A 16,406-nucleotide genomic window follows, 5' to 3' on the forward strand; every position below is an offset into this window, starting at 1 on the left:
CGGCGGACTGGTCCGCACGACTGCCCGGACACTGCTTATGGGCCGTAATTTTGCCAAAAGATGTTTGTTAAGCGCTTGCAACGGCAATTGATATGGTCGTTGCGGATGACTCATGTTAACGGTGGCGAGAAATTAGAATGCTTCGCAGCTACGCAGTGCAGCAAGCCGCGGAGGGATTGACTAAATTTTAGTCCCTAATAGTAGTATAAATAGCCTTATGGCGCTGGAATCGTTCCGGTATTTCTCTCCTGGTGAGAGCGGGAAAACGCGCGTATGAGTTTGAAATATCCATGGCAGAGATTGGCGCTTTTGCCCCGCGCCAGCAAACAGATCATTCTGATGCTGAGCGACTGTATTCTGCTGTTGCTGAGCGCCTATCTGGCCTTTGTCATACGTCTCGGTTTCGTTTTTGTGCCGAACCAGGGACAAACGTTTCTGATTTTCATCGCGCCGGTGCTGGCAATCCCGGTTTTTGTCCGGTTTGGACTTTACCGTGCCATTATCCGTTATCTCGCCGAACGCGCGATCTGGCCGATTTTTCAGGCCACCGCCATTGCGGCACTTTTCTGGGTCGCGCTCGTCTTCCTGATGGAACTCTATGGCAGCACCGGTCTGCCCCGCTCGGTTCCTTTGCTCTACTGGCTTTTGAGCACCGTGTTCATCTCTGCCAGCCGTTTCGGTGCGAAATGGCTTTTGCGCAGTTCCGAGTCGGACAAACGCTATACGAGTTCAGCCTTGATTATTGGCGTGGGCGAGCCCGCCCGCCAGCTGGCAACGGCGCTTCGCAGCCATAGTGACACATTGGTTGTCGGCTTCGTCGATCCTGATGGCCAGCTTAATGGCATGGATATCAGCGGATTGCGTGTTTATGGGGTGGAGGATGTTGCCGCCCTGATCGATAATTACGGGATCAAGCAGGTCGTCGTATCCGAGCCGGCGCTTGACCAGAAAAAGCGTCAGGAGTTCGCCCGACTACTGGGACGCCTTCCGGTCAACACGCGTATTCTGCCGCCGATCGCAGATCTGACGGCCGGTAAATATCTGGTCAGTTCACTACGCAATATCGAGATCGACGATCTTCTCGGGCGTTCGCCTGTCCCGCCGGATGCGGCCCTGTTGCGAGAAGTGGTCGAAGGCCGCCATATCATGGTGACGGGCGCAGGCGGCTCCATCGGCAGTCAGCTCTGCCGTACCATTTCGCAATGGAATCCGGCCTGTATCGTTCTGTTCGAGTCGAGCGAGTTTGCGCTTTACAATATCGACAGGCAGTTGAGACAGATCACCAATTGCGAGATCGTGCCAGTTCTGGGTTCAGTGCGAGATCGGGCCTGCGTGGAAAAAGCCATTCGCGACTATAATGTCGACACGCTCTATCATTGCGCAGCCTACAAACATGTGCCTCTCGTTGAGAAAAACCCGCTGATTGGCATTTTTAACAATGTATTCGGCACACTTGAAGTGGCCCAGGCCGCTCTCGACACCGATGTCGAGCGCATGGTGCTTATCTCCTCCGACAAGGCCGTGCGACCGACGAATGTGATGGGAGCAACCAAACGCTGGGCGGAACTGGTGGTTTACTATTGCGGGACACTGGCCGAAAAATCCGGGAAGAAAAAGGCATTCTATTCCGTCCGCTTCGGCAATGTGCTGGGATCAAACGGATCCGTTGTTCCGCTTTTTCGCGAACAGATCGCCAATGGCGGTCCGATTACGCTGACCCATGACGATATGACCCGCTATTTCATGTCCATCAAGGAAGCCGCCGAGCTTATCGTGCAATCGGGCGGCATCGCCGAATCCGGCGACACCGTCCTGCTTGAAATGGGCGAGCCGGTGAAGATTCGCGACCTGGCGGAAAATATGATCCTGCTCGCCGGTCTGACTGTGCGCAATGCGGAAAATCCTGCGGGCGATATCGCCATTGAAGTGACCGGGATCCGCGAAGGCGAGAAGATGTATGAGGAGCTCTTCTACGATCCGTCACTGGCACAGCCGACGCGCCATCCGAAAATCATGCGCGCGCCAAAGGGCAACAAGGCCGCCGTTAACGTGCCTGAAAGCCTTCAGCGCCTTCAGGCGGCCATGGAGAGCGGTGATGTGGACGCTGTTCGCAAGATACTATTCAGCGTCATAGCTTCCTGAAGCGTCCGCGAAAATGCAGAAGCAGCACAAGCGTGGCCACGACTGCAACAAGCAGGAAGGCTACGCGCGTGATCATATGGTCAAGCGCCAGCAGCGCGACGGCACAGGCAATCAGGATAAGGTTGAGCAGGGCCACATGGCCGACGACCTTCCACACGCTCCGGCCGGAGCGCTTGGCCGTCTGATAAGCGTGTTTGGAATGCGCTTTGAGGATGTTCTCGCCCTGGCTCAAGCGCATCACGATGGTCGTGCCTGCATCAAGAATATAATAAAGCGGCAGGATCAGCGCGACGGCGATATGCGTTTCCCGTGCGAGCAGGATGAGCGCCGTGCCTGTGATCAGGCCGAGCGGCAAGCTCCCTGAATCGCCCAGAAAAATTGTTGCCGGGGGACGATTGAAGAGCGCAAAACCCAGAATCCCGCCTGCCGCGATGGTGCCGATGCCGCCACTTTCGAGCCCGGCAAGACCGAGAGCGGCCAGAAGTCCGATGCCGGCCAGGGGCAGCCCAACCCCGGCCGCCGTCATGAGATCGAGACCATCCATGAAATTGGTGACATTGATCGCCACCACCAGTGCAAAGACAATCAGTGCTGTTTCAAGCCAGGAGGGCAGCAGTTCCGGAAGCAATCGGAAATCAGGGCCCAGCCCATAGACAACCATCCCGGCGGCAAGGAACTGCGACCCCAGTCTGATGATTTCGGAAAGCTCGTAACGGTCATCCATTCCACCGACGATCCAGAGCAACAGCGAAGCTCCGGAAAGGCAAAGCGCCAGATGCACGTTCACTTCCAGGTCCGGCGCAAAGATCAGCAGCGTTGCGATGATGGCGGGGATAAGCGCGAGGCCGCCGATCTGCCGCGCTACGGTTGTGTGGTTGGAGCGCGAACTCATTCGAGCCGCGAGAAACTGCGCGGGTAACAGCCGGTTCAGCAGATAGAGACCAATGCCGCATAAGGCGGCACTGACGAGAAAGGAAATCAACAGAAACAGCATAGCGAATACCGAAAACACACTCGTCTATAGGGAGTAGCAGCTTTGGTGCAGGACGCAAATCGGCGCTTTCATTTTGTTGAGCGGACGGTGGCGATATGTGGTTGAAAAGCTTCGTCACGAGACCTGTCAGCTCGGGCGGGATTTCGTTATTAGGCGATTGCGCTCGGGTTTCGAAGCGGCTATAAGGCCGCGCAACCGATTGCTTCGGTTTGATTTGTTGGGGCGTAGCCAAGCGGTAAGGCAGCGGTTTTTGGTACCGCCATTCCCTGGTTCGAATCCAGGCGCCCCAGCCATGAATCATGCGTAAAATCAATATCTTATTGATTTTACTTAATGTTTTCCCGGCTGGGAATCCTCAAACTTTTTTCCATTTCGCCGACTGTGCACAAAACTGTGACACAGAGCTATGACACATGCCGATTCGCCTTGGTCGGTTTGTCTCATCAGCTCCAAACGGCGAGCTTATTATGGCAGTCAGACATCAGGTTCAGAATCTTCAGCGGCGCGGAAATATTTTTTATTGGCGTCCCCGTCTTCCGATGCATCTGGGGCGCGCTATTGGTTCGCGTCATCTTGCTTTCAGTCTCAAACAATCTGATCATCGGCAAGCAGGCCGCATGGCCCGCAAGCTCAATCTTCTGCTTTATGAAATTGCTGAAAACCCGCGAAGTGCATTGATGTCGAAAGAAGCCCTTGAAGGATTATTCCAGTCCGAAATCGCGCGGATGAATGATCATATGGAGAACCTGCACTTTGCAGGCCAGCGCACGCCGACGGGGTTCCATCAGATCGATAATCTGACTGCCGATCTGGAAGTCGGGTGGGCTTATAGGCTTCTGGAAAAATTCGGCACCCGCCGTATCCTGTTCGAAGAGGAAGGTTGCCAGGGGTGGCGCTTTCTTGAGCAGGCGAAGGTGCCAGAGAGCCTCCAGCAAGGCATCGCGGCATCTTATCGTGGTGAACGCGAAGACGCAGAAAGTTCGCGGTTCGTCGACGAAATGCGTGCTCTCATGCAAGAGCACCGCCTGCCTTATTCAATTCTTAATCTCGAAAAGGCCAAGGCGGAGTATTTCAAAGCGCGTGCGGATGTACTGCTTAGTACTGAAGATCGCTATCTCATCGATTATCCTGACGAGCAGGCTGAACCAGTCCCTGTCCGGCCAGCACCAATTGTTTCGGTTGTAAACGTGGAACCTGTGCCGAACACCATTCCACAGCCACAGCCACAGCCACAGCCACAGCCACAGCCACAGCCACAGCCACAGCCAGTTGTGGAAAATCCTGTTCCTGTATCAGCATTTGACATGCTGGGGCTTACTGGGCAGGATTTGCCAGTGAAGCAATTCATGAAGCAGTGCGACCTTCTGATAGCCAACAATCGTGAGAACTGGAACGAAGACACGGCAAAGGACGTCAAGACAGTTGTTCGCATTTTCTGCGGTATTCTGGACGAGCACAATGTTCTCACGAGCAGTGGCATTAACCAGACCCACTTGGCGGCGTTGCGCCAGCATTTCAATAATATCCTTGCCAGATGGGGAAGTAGTTCGCGTTACGTGGCAATGACGACCGTGCAATTACGTGAGGCGACAGAACGGGAAGTAATCCGCGCACAAAAGCTTAATTTGCCAGCACCCAAGGTCGGCTTGTCGAGTGGAACAATCAGGCGTCACCTTGGTAATCTCGAACAGTTCCTGAACCATCTTATCGCGTCAGGTTTCATGTTGCGGGCATTTACGTTCAAAGGGATCAAGCCGAAGAAACGCAGCCTTGCATCCGTTCGGGCGCTGACTGCTAAACCCGGCCCTGAGCAGGTTGAACCGATCTTCCAGCTTCCGGTGTTCACTGGTTGTGCCGGGCCGATGCCGCAGGAAATGCAGGAGTTCGGGCAGGCCGTATATCATTCGTCCCTTTACTACGTGCCAATGCTTCTTGCATATCTGGGCGCAAGGCGCGCCGAATTTACGGGCCTCATGGTCGATGATGTGGTTTACGCACGGGATGAAGGTATCTGGTCCATCAAGATCCGGAAAAATGAGCTCCGAGGATTGAAGAACCTCCAGTCAGTCCGCGATCTCCCTTTACCAGATGAGCTTATCCGACTGGGTTTTATTGACTACGCAAAGCGTTTGAAGGAACTCGGACACAGATGTTTATTTCCAGAATTGGTCGCTCCAAGATACAAAAACGATACCGGTGATCGTTTCTATAAGAGCTTTGTCCCTTTGCTCAAAGCGGAAACGGGGCTTGGTGATCAGCTTTGGAGTCGCGCAATCCATGCCCTGCGCCATGGTTTCAGCAACACGCTGAAACAGAAGGGGATAGAAATGTCGATCATGGAAGACATTACCGGGCATCTGGGCCGAACGGAGGGAGAGACACGTTATACGGATATTGCCAGCTTGACGGTGATGAAAAAAGCGATTGACGTTTATCCGATCATTACGGGCCATCTGCAACCACAGCCCTTATGTTTGCTGCCGTACGTCGAGGCGAAAGAACCAGCGCCGTGGTTTAAAAAAGAAAAAGAGAAGCCGTCCCGGCATCGTAATCCGTAATCAAGAAAACAGCGTGCCATCGTTAGGTGTCGCGCTGTACCTATTATGAACGTGGGAGGTATCAATCGAGCGGAACGGAAAGTATAGCAAACCCGTGTTTCGGACATAGGTTCGGGAAATACATTGCATAATGCAAACGACGTTTGCATGGGGGGGGCCAGTAGGCAATATGGATTGCAATAACTTCCCGGTACTTCATTTGAAGTTGCGGGTAGGGTACCGCAACGTGTTGGCATGTCGTTTCGATTTGCCAGCAACGCATTTCAAATTGCAATGATTTGCAGTAATCCGATTCAAAACTTGGGAAGAGCGTTGCAGAGTTCCAGGCGAACGTTGCTGAATTCGAGATTTCCGTTTCAGGGGCAAACGCCGTTTGCGGGCAGGCAGGGTTGACGAAAAGCGCTTTGCGCCGACAGGTTTCGGGCTCATAATTTAATTGTTAGCGGGCAACTGGGGGTGAAATGGCAGCGAGCAAGCAGCAGGCAGAACGCTTGCGCAAACAGCGAGAGCGGCAGAAAGAATATCGGGATCGTTTGAGAGCAGAGCGCAAACCGACGCGCGACGACGTTGCTCGGGTGTTCCTGCATTTCATGATTGCCAAAGCGATGAAGTCTGGCAACAAAGACGGGATGGAGAAACTGATTGATATGCTGCTTGATGGACTGGCAGATCAGGGCTTCGATAAAGATGCTTCATTGGATGTCATCGATGATCTGATTGACAGATACACCAAAAGGGGGTGGGATTTCCGACGCAAAGTGCATCTGATGCCTCATGGAGATGCCGACGACCCCGAACAATGAAGATGGCTTCCAAAACTGTGGCTACCTGATTTCAACTGGTTCGTTTCACAAACGGCGTTTGTCTCTTTTGTCTGTTCTCCCCCCATTACTTCATAAAACGCCGTTTGCAGATGAATCGGAAATCTCGAGTTTGAAATGGCGGGGCGGTCGGCGCGCGCAATGTGCAGGCACGTCATTTCGATTTGTCGGCAACCCGTTTCAAATCGAAATAATTTGCAGTAATCCGATTCAAAACTCGAGAAGAGCGTTACCCGAGGTAAATTTCCCGATTCAGCGGCAAACGCCGTTTGAAAGTAAGGCCGAAACATATTCGGCATCTTTGTTCCTGGTGAGATATCGGGCAGGGGCGCTTCGTTCGATGAGCACTCTGGCCTACTGCTAAAATGGGGCCCAAGACCCGACCTGTGGATAACTTTTATCTTGCTTTCAGCCGCCCGGATCAGTCGCAGACCAAAGCAGAAGCCTTACGGCTACTGAGTTTTGAAGCGATTGAAGCTAATCCAAAAAAGCCGGTGATATCCGGGACTTAGATAAAAATACTCAATTGGGATATTTTTTCGTTTCAGATCCTTGCAGCGCGTTTGAGATCCTGCAATAGTCTCATTGTCTGATTGATCAGACGCCTCCATCCCGGTGCGGGAACACCAGAATGGAGACTAACTTAGCCTGCCAACACAGGAGCCAAGCTATGCTGGTTATTATCGACATTTATCCTGGATTAAAAGATCTGTGGCCTGATAATCTTATCGGCCTTGCGGCTCCGTAGCGGAAATAATTTCCGCTTCTGACGCGTTCGGCGCTTTTTAAAAGCCCGAACTCCCAATTCCTCACTTTGGCACTCTGGTCGTGTGCGTTCGCGCGCAACGTCACACGCTTTGCTGTCTTCAGAAAAACTGGTGCCGCTTGCAAGGGCAAGGCGCGACCGACCGTTCATACTCATTTGGCTCCGGCGATTACACCGCTTCGGACAAGGAGGACTCATGTCTGCAGAAACTGTCGTTGGTTACATCGATTTAATCGAACACAAAATACCGGTTCGCAATGTCGGACGAGAATTGCATGCGTCGCAAAATCTGGCATGGCTGTTTAACAGTATTGTCCATGCTGAAGATCGGGCCAGCCAGAAACTTGCCGTTCGTGATGCATTGCTGCGATGGGCGATCTGGAATGAGGGTGAGAAATTTTTCGCGCTCATTGAAGAAACATCAGCACGGGTAAAGGTTTCAGGTGATACAGCACCGACACGTGCGATGCCGATAACACGCGATATTCTTAATCGCATCGTCAGTTCGGTTGACCGGAAATCTGCACCGGGTGAAGCCATCCTTGCGACTGCAACTTCGACATTGCCCAGCATTCCTTATGCTTTTGATCTGGTGCATTACGATGCTGAAAAGAAAGCGTTGCGGTTAATCAGTATGGTCTATGGCATCGGTATGCATAAAGACGCGTTAAATCAATGGCGCAATGAAATCGCAACCCTGCCGTCGGCATGGGCCCGTCTGGCACAGCAATATTATTATGACATCGACATTGAGCATTGCGAATTCGCGCTGATTGATCCGTTGCTCGATGACAGTGATGAAGAAACCGGGGTCTGGTCGATATTTGATCTTGATCAATTGCTCGGCAAAGCTGGGATTGCAGACAAGGTCGTGGAGTTGCAGGAGGATCTCTGGGGAGACCTTCTCATCCGGATTGGTGACACTTTTGCAGATACACAAGGCGAACAGGTGCGGTTGATGGAGCAGGAAATCATAGAGATTGCCCTCAAGGCTCTCGACAGCAGGTCAGCACCGCAAGTTCAAGTCCTGATGCCCGGTGGCATGTTGCGCTGAGCCGCTGGGGCAACCCTGGCGCTAGATCGTACAAAGCTGAAGGAAACAGCCATCACGGACTTCTCCGTTATTCGCTAGCGTCACAGGACAATTGCTGCGACGCGGACGAACAGGGGCGTCAGCCTTTTCAATTATCGGCCAATGGCAAATCGGCGAGAGCGAAGGCTACAGCGAAAATAATCGGGTATCGACAACAGAGGATCTGTTGCACGGCGAATAGTCAGCTGGGATCTACTTCCCTCTGAACCATCCAGCTTTTTCTTTTGACAAGGATCAGAGGCGCTGAACTTCCGGAAACCCCCGGACGCGTTGTTGCGCGCCCGAACGATCCCTCATTTTCTTCATTCATCAGGAACACGTCATGGCGGTCATAATCAAAAATGGAAAATACAATCGCGAACAGCTCGAACTTGAAATCAGGATGTTGAAATCTCTGGTCGATGATCTGCAGCGGATATTTGAGGGTGATTATCCGGATGAGCGGATACTGACAAATTCGCCAGCGATCACCAGCTGGAAGCTGAGCGCGCGACGGGCAACGTGTCTGGAAGGCGTATTGTTTGAGCATCCCCGGCTCGGTTTCATCGTGCCGAATGGCATCACGTCTGAGCTTTGGTTACTCGATCTCGACAGAAATTATGCCCGCACCTTCAGTCGCTTTTATCGGCTTGGCCAAAAAGACATCGGCCACTGAGAAAGAATGAAACTGATCAGACAGCACATACCAACCGACATGGCAGCTGGTTTGGAAGTCTCCGCACGTCTGTCAGAGACGTGGAGGCCAGTCTTGGAAAACCTGACACGAAAACGGCTTCGATAATACGGATAGGAATAAGGGGAGAATGGCATGAAACTCTGGATCTGGTCTGACGTGCATAATGAATTGCAGGATGTTTCTTATCCAGCACGGGAAGAAGTACCGGACTGTGATGTGATCATGATTGCCGGCGATCTCAATGCGGCGCCAGATCTTCAAGTAACACTGGAATTCCTGATCAGGCGCTACGAGAAGCCGATCCTGTACGTGCCCGGAAATCACGAGTTCTATCAGAACAAGTGGCTTATAGGTGATCGGGACCGTTCGCTTGAGGGCGACAGGCGGACAATCAAGGCGATTGAGAGCCTCTCAATGGACTGGCCGCAGCGGTTTTATTGTCTCGATACAGATACGGTGATTATCGACAATACGCGCTTCATTGGCGCAAGCCTATGGGTGGATTTTCTGATGAATCTCCCCGAGAAGTCTGATCTGCCACAGCGAATGTTGATGGCGCGTCATATGCTCAACGATTTTCATGCAATCTACATGCAGGACGGCAAACGGTTCACGCCTGAAAACATGCTGGATCTGCATCGCGCAGATGCGGCCTACATTCGTCAGAAACTGGCAGAACCGTTTGACGGCCCCACCGTAGTGCTGACCCATCACATGCCGCATCCTGATTGCACGCCACCAGCCTATGCGGGTCAAGACGCAAATTACCTGTTTGCCTCTGGCGCTGAGGCCTTCAATGACATCCTGCATTCCGAACAGGCCCCGGATATATGGATCTGCGGCCATACACATTATGCCTTTGACATTCAGATCGGCCAAAGTCGGATCGTCTGCAATCCTTACGGTTACCGATGGGAGCAGGGCAGAAACGGTTTTCGGTGGAATTGGGTATTGGGTGATGTTGCCAATCGTTAACAACAGTGTCTACGTTAGGCTTTTATGTTCCCAGGGGGGAGAGCTATTTCAAAAAACTAGTGATTTTAGTATGTTATGATTAATCCGGATGTCTAATATACGATGGAGATCACGATGGCCTGGTGGGTTGATCGGATTCTTTCGTTCCGGTCAATCCACTACACTGACACCATCGCTAACAGTTTGACCGCCGCAATTCGTGTTATCGAGCGTTTTAACGGATACGAAACGATTGATTGTTGAGCCCTAATGCCAGCGTCCAAACGTCTTGGTTGCCTTCGAAAGACGAACCTGCGTGGAGTGATAAACGCGCTTGATGGAATGTGACGTTGCCCCCAAGTTTTATCCAGTTTTGAGTTCGCTCCAGCGGTTTTGGGTTGCTGTATTCGGGGCGGTAGCGGCGGGTTGCGGTGCGGAGCCGTTCCGGCTGCGCAGCACCGCATCACGTCGCGGGTTGATTGTCTGAGCGAACTCGGCAGGCGTCATCCAGCCGAGTCCAGAGTGTGGTCGATGATCGTTGTAATCGCTGCGCCAGTTTAAAAGCGCTGATCGTGCATGGGTCAGTGACGAGAAGAGCGTTTCATTCAGGAGCTCGTCTCGTAGCCGTCCATTGAAGCTTTCGATGAAGGCGTTCTGGATCGGTTTGCCAGGCGCTATATAGTGCCATTCCACTTTGGTCCGATCCGCCCAATGCAGGATTGCGTTACTGGTGAACTCACTGCCGTTGTCACTGACGATCATCTTCGGTTTGCCACGTCTTTCGATGATCCGGTCCAACTCACGAGCAACCCGCAAGCCGGAAAGGGACGTATCGGCGACAAGAGTCAGGCATTCTCTTGTGCAATCATCGACGACCGTAAGCACCCGGAACCTGCGGCCATCGGTGAGCTGATCTGACACGAAGTCCAGCGACCAGCGAACATTGGCAGCCGCCGGGATCAACATCGGCGCTCGGGTGCCTATCGCCCGCTTACGCCCGCCACGCTTGCGTACCGTCAGCTTCTCCTCCCGATAGAGCCGGAAGAGCCGCTTGTGGTTCACAAGGTGACCCTCACGCCTGAGCAGCACATGAAGACGTCTATATCCAAAGCGGCGACGTTCATGCGCCAGCTCCTTCATCCGCTCGCGAAGGTCATGGTCATCGCTGCGCCTGGTTTCGTAACGGATCGTCATACGGCAAAAGCCCATGGCTTTACACGCCCGCCGTTCGCTCATCTGGTGGTGATCCATCAGATGAGCGACAGCTTTCCGCCTTGCTGCGGGCGTCACCACTTCTTTCCCAAAAGGTCTTTCAAAGCGGCGTTGTCGAGCATCGAATCTGCCAGGAGCCGTTTCAGCTTCGTGTTTTCGTCTTCCAGCGTCTTCAACCGCTTGGCCTCGGACACGTCCATGCCGCCGAACTTGGCTTTCCATTTATAGATACTGGCATCGCTGACGCCGTGCTTGCGACAAAGCTCCGCGACAGGCGTGCCCGCCTCGTGCTCCTTCAGAATGCCGATGATCTGTTCGTCTGTAAAACGGTTGCGCTTCATTCTCTGGTCCTCTCAATGGGCCAGAGCTTACTTCAAAATGGATTATTTCAACGGGGCAAGGTCAGCTGGCCCGTCCTTTTCCCCAGCGTTTGTTAGGATGCTGTCGTGCGAAAAAAGAACGGACCTATGAGCATAATGATCCTCGGAATTGATCTGGGCAAGACCTCTTGTAGCGTCGTGGGTGTCGACGCAACGGGCCGGGGCTCACTCGTAGAACCATGCCTCGTCAGACACTGATTGATTACGTCACGAAGCCCAGACATAACATAAGTGCCTTAATTTCAATATATTTATCTAATTAATAGAGCATTGACTTTGCGAAACGCATTCGTCATTACGCTCATAAGCGTAGCTAGGAAAGCGGCACGAAAACGCTTTCGGCAGAGCAGCATCCGGTTTCCGCAAAGGTGATAAATGACAAGTCGGGTTCTTAAAGAGAACAGTGGCGTCAAGGAAAATACCGTGACTTCTGGGCCACTGGCTAGAGTTCATGCTGCAATTAGCGATATTTCAGATTCATTGATCGCATATCGTATTGCGCTGATTTTCGGATGGCAAGATGTCGCCCAACGTTATCGGCGCTCTCGGCTCGGAGCTTTCTGGCTCACCATCAATATGGCGGTCTACATTGGCGCCTTGGGAATGATTTTTGGCACACTTTTTCGTTCCGACATGCCCGAGTATCTCCCCCATATCTGCTCAGGCATCATAGCTTGGGGCCTAATTTCTTCATCACTATCGGAAAGCTGTACCACATTCAGTGGCGCGTCAGGTATTATACTACAAGTACGACTACCTCTTTTTACGCATATTTTGCGCAGTCTATGGAAGAATATAATTATATTTTGCCATAATGTCCTAATTTTTCCTGTGCTTTTACTTATTCTTGGCCAAAATTTTAATTTACATACGCTTCTAATTTTACCTGGACTTCTGATTTTAATTATTAATCTTTCTTGGATTATGCTTGTTTTGGCTACTGTTTGCTGTCGTTTTCGTGATATGACGCAGATAGTCACAAATGTACTTCAGATTTCCTTCTACTTAACGCCTATCATCTGGGATGTTAAAATTTTACCCGACACATCTTCAAAATTGATTTTTGAGTTAAACCCTTTTTATCACCTCTTGCAGCTTATTCGTGCACCTTTGTTTGGAGAGGCACCAGCAATTTATACTTGGCTACTTACAATAAGCATAGCAATTATGGGCTGGTTTTTTGCCCTTGTATTCTTCGGCAAATATCGTTGGCGCATCCCCTATTGGTTGTAAAATGAGCTTGATAAAACTTGAAAATGTCAGCGTTGAGTTTCCTATATATAACGCGTCGAACCGTTCCTTGAAAAATAGGGTCTTGAATATCGCGACCGGAGGAAGTGTTGAACGTCGGCGGGACGGTCTAGTCATCGTTCGAGGCTTAGAAAATGTATCTCTGACTTTACGCGACCACGACAGGATTGGGCTCATTGGACATAACGGATCCGGCAAAACGACCTTGCTTCGCGTGCTTTCAGGAATTTATGTTCCGACCCAAGGGCGCGCAACAATTCAAGGCCAATGTGTTTCGCTCATCAATATCAGCCTTGGGATTGACCCTGAAGCTACAGGTCGTGAAAATATTCGACTGCGCTCTGCCATGATGGGCATTCACCCCAAAGACCTCGCATACAACGTTGAAAAAATTGAAGAGTTCTCCGGTCTAGGTGAATTTTTGGATGTTCCCTTTCGCACCTACTCGTCTGGCATGCAGATGAGATTAGCCTTCGCCACATCCACTGCCATACGCCCGGAAATCCTTATAATGGATGAATGGCTCTCAACAGGTGACGAAGATTTTAAAGAACGGGCCAACCAGCGTATGAAAGAGTTAGTTGAGACAACAAATATATTGGTATTAGCTAGCCATTCTAGAGCTCTTCTCGAAAAGAATTGTAATAGAATAATCTGGCTCGAACATGGGAAAGTTAAAATGGATGCCTCTCCCCAAAAGGTTCTTCCCATTTATTTTGGGTAAGAACATTGCCTCTTAAGGGGTTTGGAGCCACCAACTGGAGAAAAATATTTGTGACAGGCATATAGAGATCAACCTGCCAGATGGTGACAAGCTTATAGTTTGGATCATATGGTTAAATATGATTTGCATTGGTCGGAATTATCTACAATAGGGAAACTCCATATCTACAGGAGTGCGTACGTGGCTAAACTAAGCGGCACTTGTTCAACACAAAGCAACCAAAAAGATAGTGTTGCAGTCATTATCCCTTACTACAACGGGTCGAAGTACATTAAGCGATCTGCGGCAAGCGTTCTGAATCAAACGGTCCTGCCTGCGGAATTTATTGTCGTTAATGATGGGTCAACACCCGAGGAAACTGAAAAATTAATCGAAATTTCTAGGGAAATGGGTTTTCAAGTTCTCCATAAGGAGAACGGTGGGCAAGGCTCTGCTAGAAATTTCGGTGTTCAACATTCTATATCACATTTTATATCTTTCTTAGATCAGGACGACTTTTATTTGAGAACTCATATTGAGACGCTTCTCAGTGGCGTAGATGGAGGTGACCCTCATTTTGGTTGGGTCTACGCAGATCTAATGGAAGCAGATGAAGATGGAAACATTATTCGGTCTGACACTGTAGTGCACCACAGTGTTCATCCTAAACGCTATATCAACGACCTAATCGGAATGGATATGTTTGTCCTTCCTTCTGCATCTCTGATTAGCAGGGATGCCTATGAGGCTGTCGGTGGTTTTGATACTCAATTCACGGGCTACGAAGATGATGATTTGTTTCTACGAATTTATAGAAAAGGGTATAGTAATGTCTTTCTAAACACATCTGTTACGGTGTGGTGTATAAATACAGATAGTACATCGTATAGTATAAAGATGAGTAGAAGCAGGATTAAATATATAAAAAAGTTATGCGACACATTTCCAGATAACATAGTTAGAGATAGACTTTATACAAGTAATATTATCTTCCCAAGATTTAAAAATATTGTATTTGCAGAAGCATTTCGATCTACGTTTAAAAATAAATCTCATCAATCAACAATGTTAACGTCTCATTCTGATGAACTGATTGATATCATGAATGAATTTACGGAATTGATGTGCAGTAAAATCAATATTCCTAGGTTTGAAATAATTAAAATGAAAATTTTATCAAATGTAATATCTAGAAGATCGGGTATAATAAATGCTATACTGTATATGATGTACGCTGTACTAATATTTATAAGGAATATTTTTTCAAATCAAGCTAATCGGAAATAAATTTCTTAGCTTGACGCTGTGGGGTGTGCGGCGAAGCATGGTGCCTGTGCCATATGTTTGTGGTGTTGTGTTATAATTATCGGCAGTTACGCTGTATGCATAGTATGCATCCGCTGAAGACCGCCTTGTGATGCCTCATTGTTGTCCTGATTATAGGTCGTATGAGCAGCGATACGACTTATAATGAATTGAACGTACTTGAGATTGTAGGCACAGGTCGACGCCGCCGTTTCAGCGCGACCGCGAAACGGCAGATTGTTGAAGAGAGCTATAGCTGCGGGGACAGCGTTACGACTGTGGCTCGTCGCCACGGTTTATTTCCAGCGCAATTATTTTCATGGCGCAAACTGGCGCGTGAAGGTGCTTTTGGGGTTTGGCATGGAGAAAATTCAGCGACGGGTTTTATCCCGGTGCGAATAGAGGCGACCGCGCCTCAATGCCAGCCGGCTCCACAGGGTGCTTGCCGTGGGCAGTTTGAGGTTATCTGCGCGAATGGTCGCCGGGTTATTGTCGATAATGGTAAGCGTGTTCTGCGTCCCACCTTTCTCTCTTAGTCCTGATTGTCTCATTTGAGTGTCGTTATAATCAGGACGGAGTTTCTCCATGGATTCTACATTGGAGGTTCTACCGGTTGGTGGCGGAAGCCGCGGGAACCGGAAGTGGCCGGATGATGTGAAGGCGCGGATTGTGGCTGAAACGCTGCTGCCTGGTGCTAGCGTGAATGGCGTTGCGCAACGGCACGGCGTTTCCGCGAACCATGTGTCGTCGTGGCGAACGCTGGCGAGAAAGGGACGACTGGTATTGCCTGCGCCGAACGATCCGGTGGAGTTTGCAACGCTGATGGTTGGCGAAGCTGAGAAGCCGGGAGAGGTGAAGGTTGATACTCCGATGCGACCAGAAATCATCGCAGGCGCGGTGACCGTTCGTCTGGAAGTGGGCGCTTCGGCGGATCGGATCGCGTCGGTCGTACACGCTTTGGCTACTTGCCCATGATGTTTCCTTCCAACCGGGTGCGGATCATGGTTGCGACGAAGCCCATAGACTTCCGCAAGGGGCATGACGGGTTGGCTGCACAGGTCGCATCGGTTTTGCGCAAGGATCCGTTTACAGGTACCGTATTTGTGTTCCGTTCACGCCGGGCGGATCGATTGAAGCTGCTATACTGGGACGGTACCGGACTGGTGATGGCTTACAAGCGGCTGGAGGATACGAGCTTCACCTGGCCTGCCGTCAGCGACGGAGTGATGGCGCTGAACCATGCACAGTTTGAGGCGCTTTTTTCCGGGCTCGACTGGCGCAAGGTCAAGGCGCTGGAAGCCCGGACGCCAGCTGCGGCAGAATGAATCAAGTATCTGGATTCGCGTGTTTTTGCTGGCGTCTGGTGATAGCTTCAGCACATGCAGGCTACTCCCGCCCTTGATCTTTCCGCCATTCCTACCGCGCAACGTGCGGCGGTTCTGGCATTGATGGAAGAGGTCGCGGCGCTGAAGGACATCACCCGGCGGCAAGAGCATCTGATCGCCGAACTGAACCACGCCTTGCATGGAAAACGGTCGGAAAAGCTGTCAG

Annotated in this window: 14 protein-coding genes and 1 tRNA gene; 13 read left to right on the top strand and 2 right to left on the bottom strand. The window is 50.9% G+C overall.

The annotated features are described in order from the left end of the window. Positions 1–273: 273 nt before the first annotated feature. On the top strand, positions 274–2,142 hold the full coding sequence (locus HWX93_RS09870; RefSeq protein ID WP_176037273.1) for a polysaccharide biosynthesis protein: 1,869 nt from the start codon (positions 274–276) through the stop codon (positions 2,140–2,142). On the opposite strand, the gene HWX93_RS09875 is transcribed toward HWX93_RS09870, so the two are convergent. Continuing rightward, on the bottom strand, positions 2,129–3,136 hold the full coding sequence (locus HWX93_RS09875) for an MraY family glycosyltransferase (protein WP_176037274.1): 1,008 nt from the start codon (positions 3,134–3,136) through the stop codon (positions 2,129–2,131). The genes HWX93_RS09870 and HWX93_RS09875 overlap by 14 nt on opposite strands. 218 nt (positions 3,137–3,354) lie before the next feature. On the opposite strand from HWX93_RS09875, the gene HWX93_RS09880 reads away from it, so the two are divergent. The 6 genes from HWX93_RS09880 (at position 3,355) to HWX93_RS09905 (ending at position 10,025) form a co-directional block, all read left to right on the top strand. Further along, positions 3,355–3,429: transfer RNA gene (locus HWX93_RS09880), tRNA-Gln, on the top strand. A 120-nt stretch (positions 3,430–3,549) separates the two neighbouring features. Beyond that, on the top strand, positions 3,550–5,694 hold the full coding sequence (locus tag HWX93_RS09885; protein WP_176037275.1) for a DUF6538 domain-containing protein: 2,145 nt from the start codon (positions 3,550–3,552) through the stop codon (positions 5,692–5,694). Between the two features lie 461 nt (positions 5,695–6,155). Continuing rightward, positions 6,156–6,497 carry a hypothetical protein gene (locus HWX93_RS09890; protein WP_176037276.1) on the top strand — a complete coding sequence of 114 codons (342 nt, stop codon included), beginning with the start codon at positions 6,156–6,158 and terminating at the stop codon, positions 6,495–6,497. A gap of 848 nt (positions 6,498–7,345) precedes the next feature. Then, positions 7,346–8,335: a hypothetical protein gene (locus HWX93_RS09895; protein WP_176037277.1), complete on the top strand. Its 990-nt coding sequence runs from the start codon at positions 7,346–7,348 to the stop codon at positions 8,333–8,335. 361 nt (positions 8,336–8,696) lie between these two features. Continuing rightward, complete coding sequence (locus HWX93_RS09900) at positions 8,697–9,029, top strand: hypothetical protein (protein ID WP_176037278.1); 333 nt, start codon at positions 8,697–8,699, stop codon at positions 9,027–9,029. 153 nt (positions 9,030–9,182) lie between these two features. Then, positions 9,183–10,025 carry a metallophosphoesterase gene (locus tag HWX93_RS09905; RefSeq protein ID WP_176037279.1) on the top strand — a complete coding sequence of 281 codons (843 nt, stop codon included), beginning with the start codon at positions 9,183–9,185 and terminating at the stop codon, positions 10,023–10,025. Positions 10,026–10,367: 342 nt separating this feature from the next. Here the strand turns inward: HWX93_RS09905 and HWX93_RS09910 are convergent. Further along, a protein-coding gene (locus HWX93_RS09910) for an IS3 family transposase (protein WP_176037280.1) occupies positions 10,368–11,557 on the bottom strand; the annotation gives its coding sequence in 2 pieces (ribosomal slippage) (positions 10,368–11,308 and positions 11,308–11,557; 1,191 coding nt in all). Between the two features lie 414 nt (positions 11,558–11,971). On the opposite strand from HWX93_RS09910, the gene HWX93_RS09915 reads away from it, so the two are divergent. From HWX93_RS09915 to tnpB, 6 genes are all read left to right on the top strand, one after another. Further along, positions 11,972–12,829, top strand: a complete 858-nt coding sequence (locus HWX93_RS09915; protein ID WP_176037281.1) for an ABC transporter permease — start codon at positions 11,972–11,974, stop codon at positions 12,827–12,829. A gap of 1 nt (position 12,830) precedes the next feature. Next, positions 12,831–13,571 carry an ABC transporter ATP-binding protein gene (locus HWX93_RS09920; RefSeq protein ID WP_176037282.1) on the top strand — a complete coding sequence of 247 codons (741 nt, stop codon included), beginning with the start codon at positions 12,831–12,833 and terminating at the stop codon, positions 13,569–13,571. Positions 13,572–13,751: 180 nt separating this feature from the next. Continuing rightward, a complete protein-coding gene (locus tag HWX93_RS09925) occupies positions 13,752–14,837 on the top strand; it encodes a glycosyltransferase family 2 protein (protein WP_210267207.1) in 1,086 nt (361 codons plus the stop codon). Positions 14,838–14,998: 161 nt separating this feature from the next. After that, positions 14,999–15,391 carry an IS66-like element accessory protein TnpA gene (gene tnpA, locus HWX93_RS09930; protein ID WP_176037284.1) on the top strand — a complete coding sequence of 131 codons (393 nt, stop codon included), beginning with the start codon at positions 14,999–15,001 and terminating at the stop codon, positions 15,389–15,391. Between the two features lie 49 nt (positions 15,392–15,440). After that, complete coding sequence (gene tnpA, locus HWX93_RS23165) at positions 15,441–15,830, top strand: IS66-like element accessory protein TnpA (RefSeq protein WP_210267209.1); 390 nt, start codon at positions 15,441–15,443, stop codon at positions 15,828–15,830. Between the two features lie 26 nt (positions 15,831–15,856). Beyond that, on the top strand, positions 15,857–16,180 hold the full coding sequence (tnpB, locus tag HWX93_RS09940; protein ID WP_419190824.1) for an IS66 family insertion sequence element accessory protein TnpB: 324 nt from the start codon (positions 15,857–15,859) through the stop codon (positions 16,178–16,180). Positions 16,181–16,406: the final 226 nt, after the last annotated feature.

It is taken from the genome of Brucella tritici, from assembly GCF_902825325.1.
GTDB lineage: Bacteria > Pseudomonadota > Alphaproteobacteria > Rhizobiales > Rhizobiaceae > Brucella.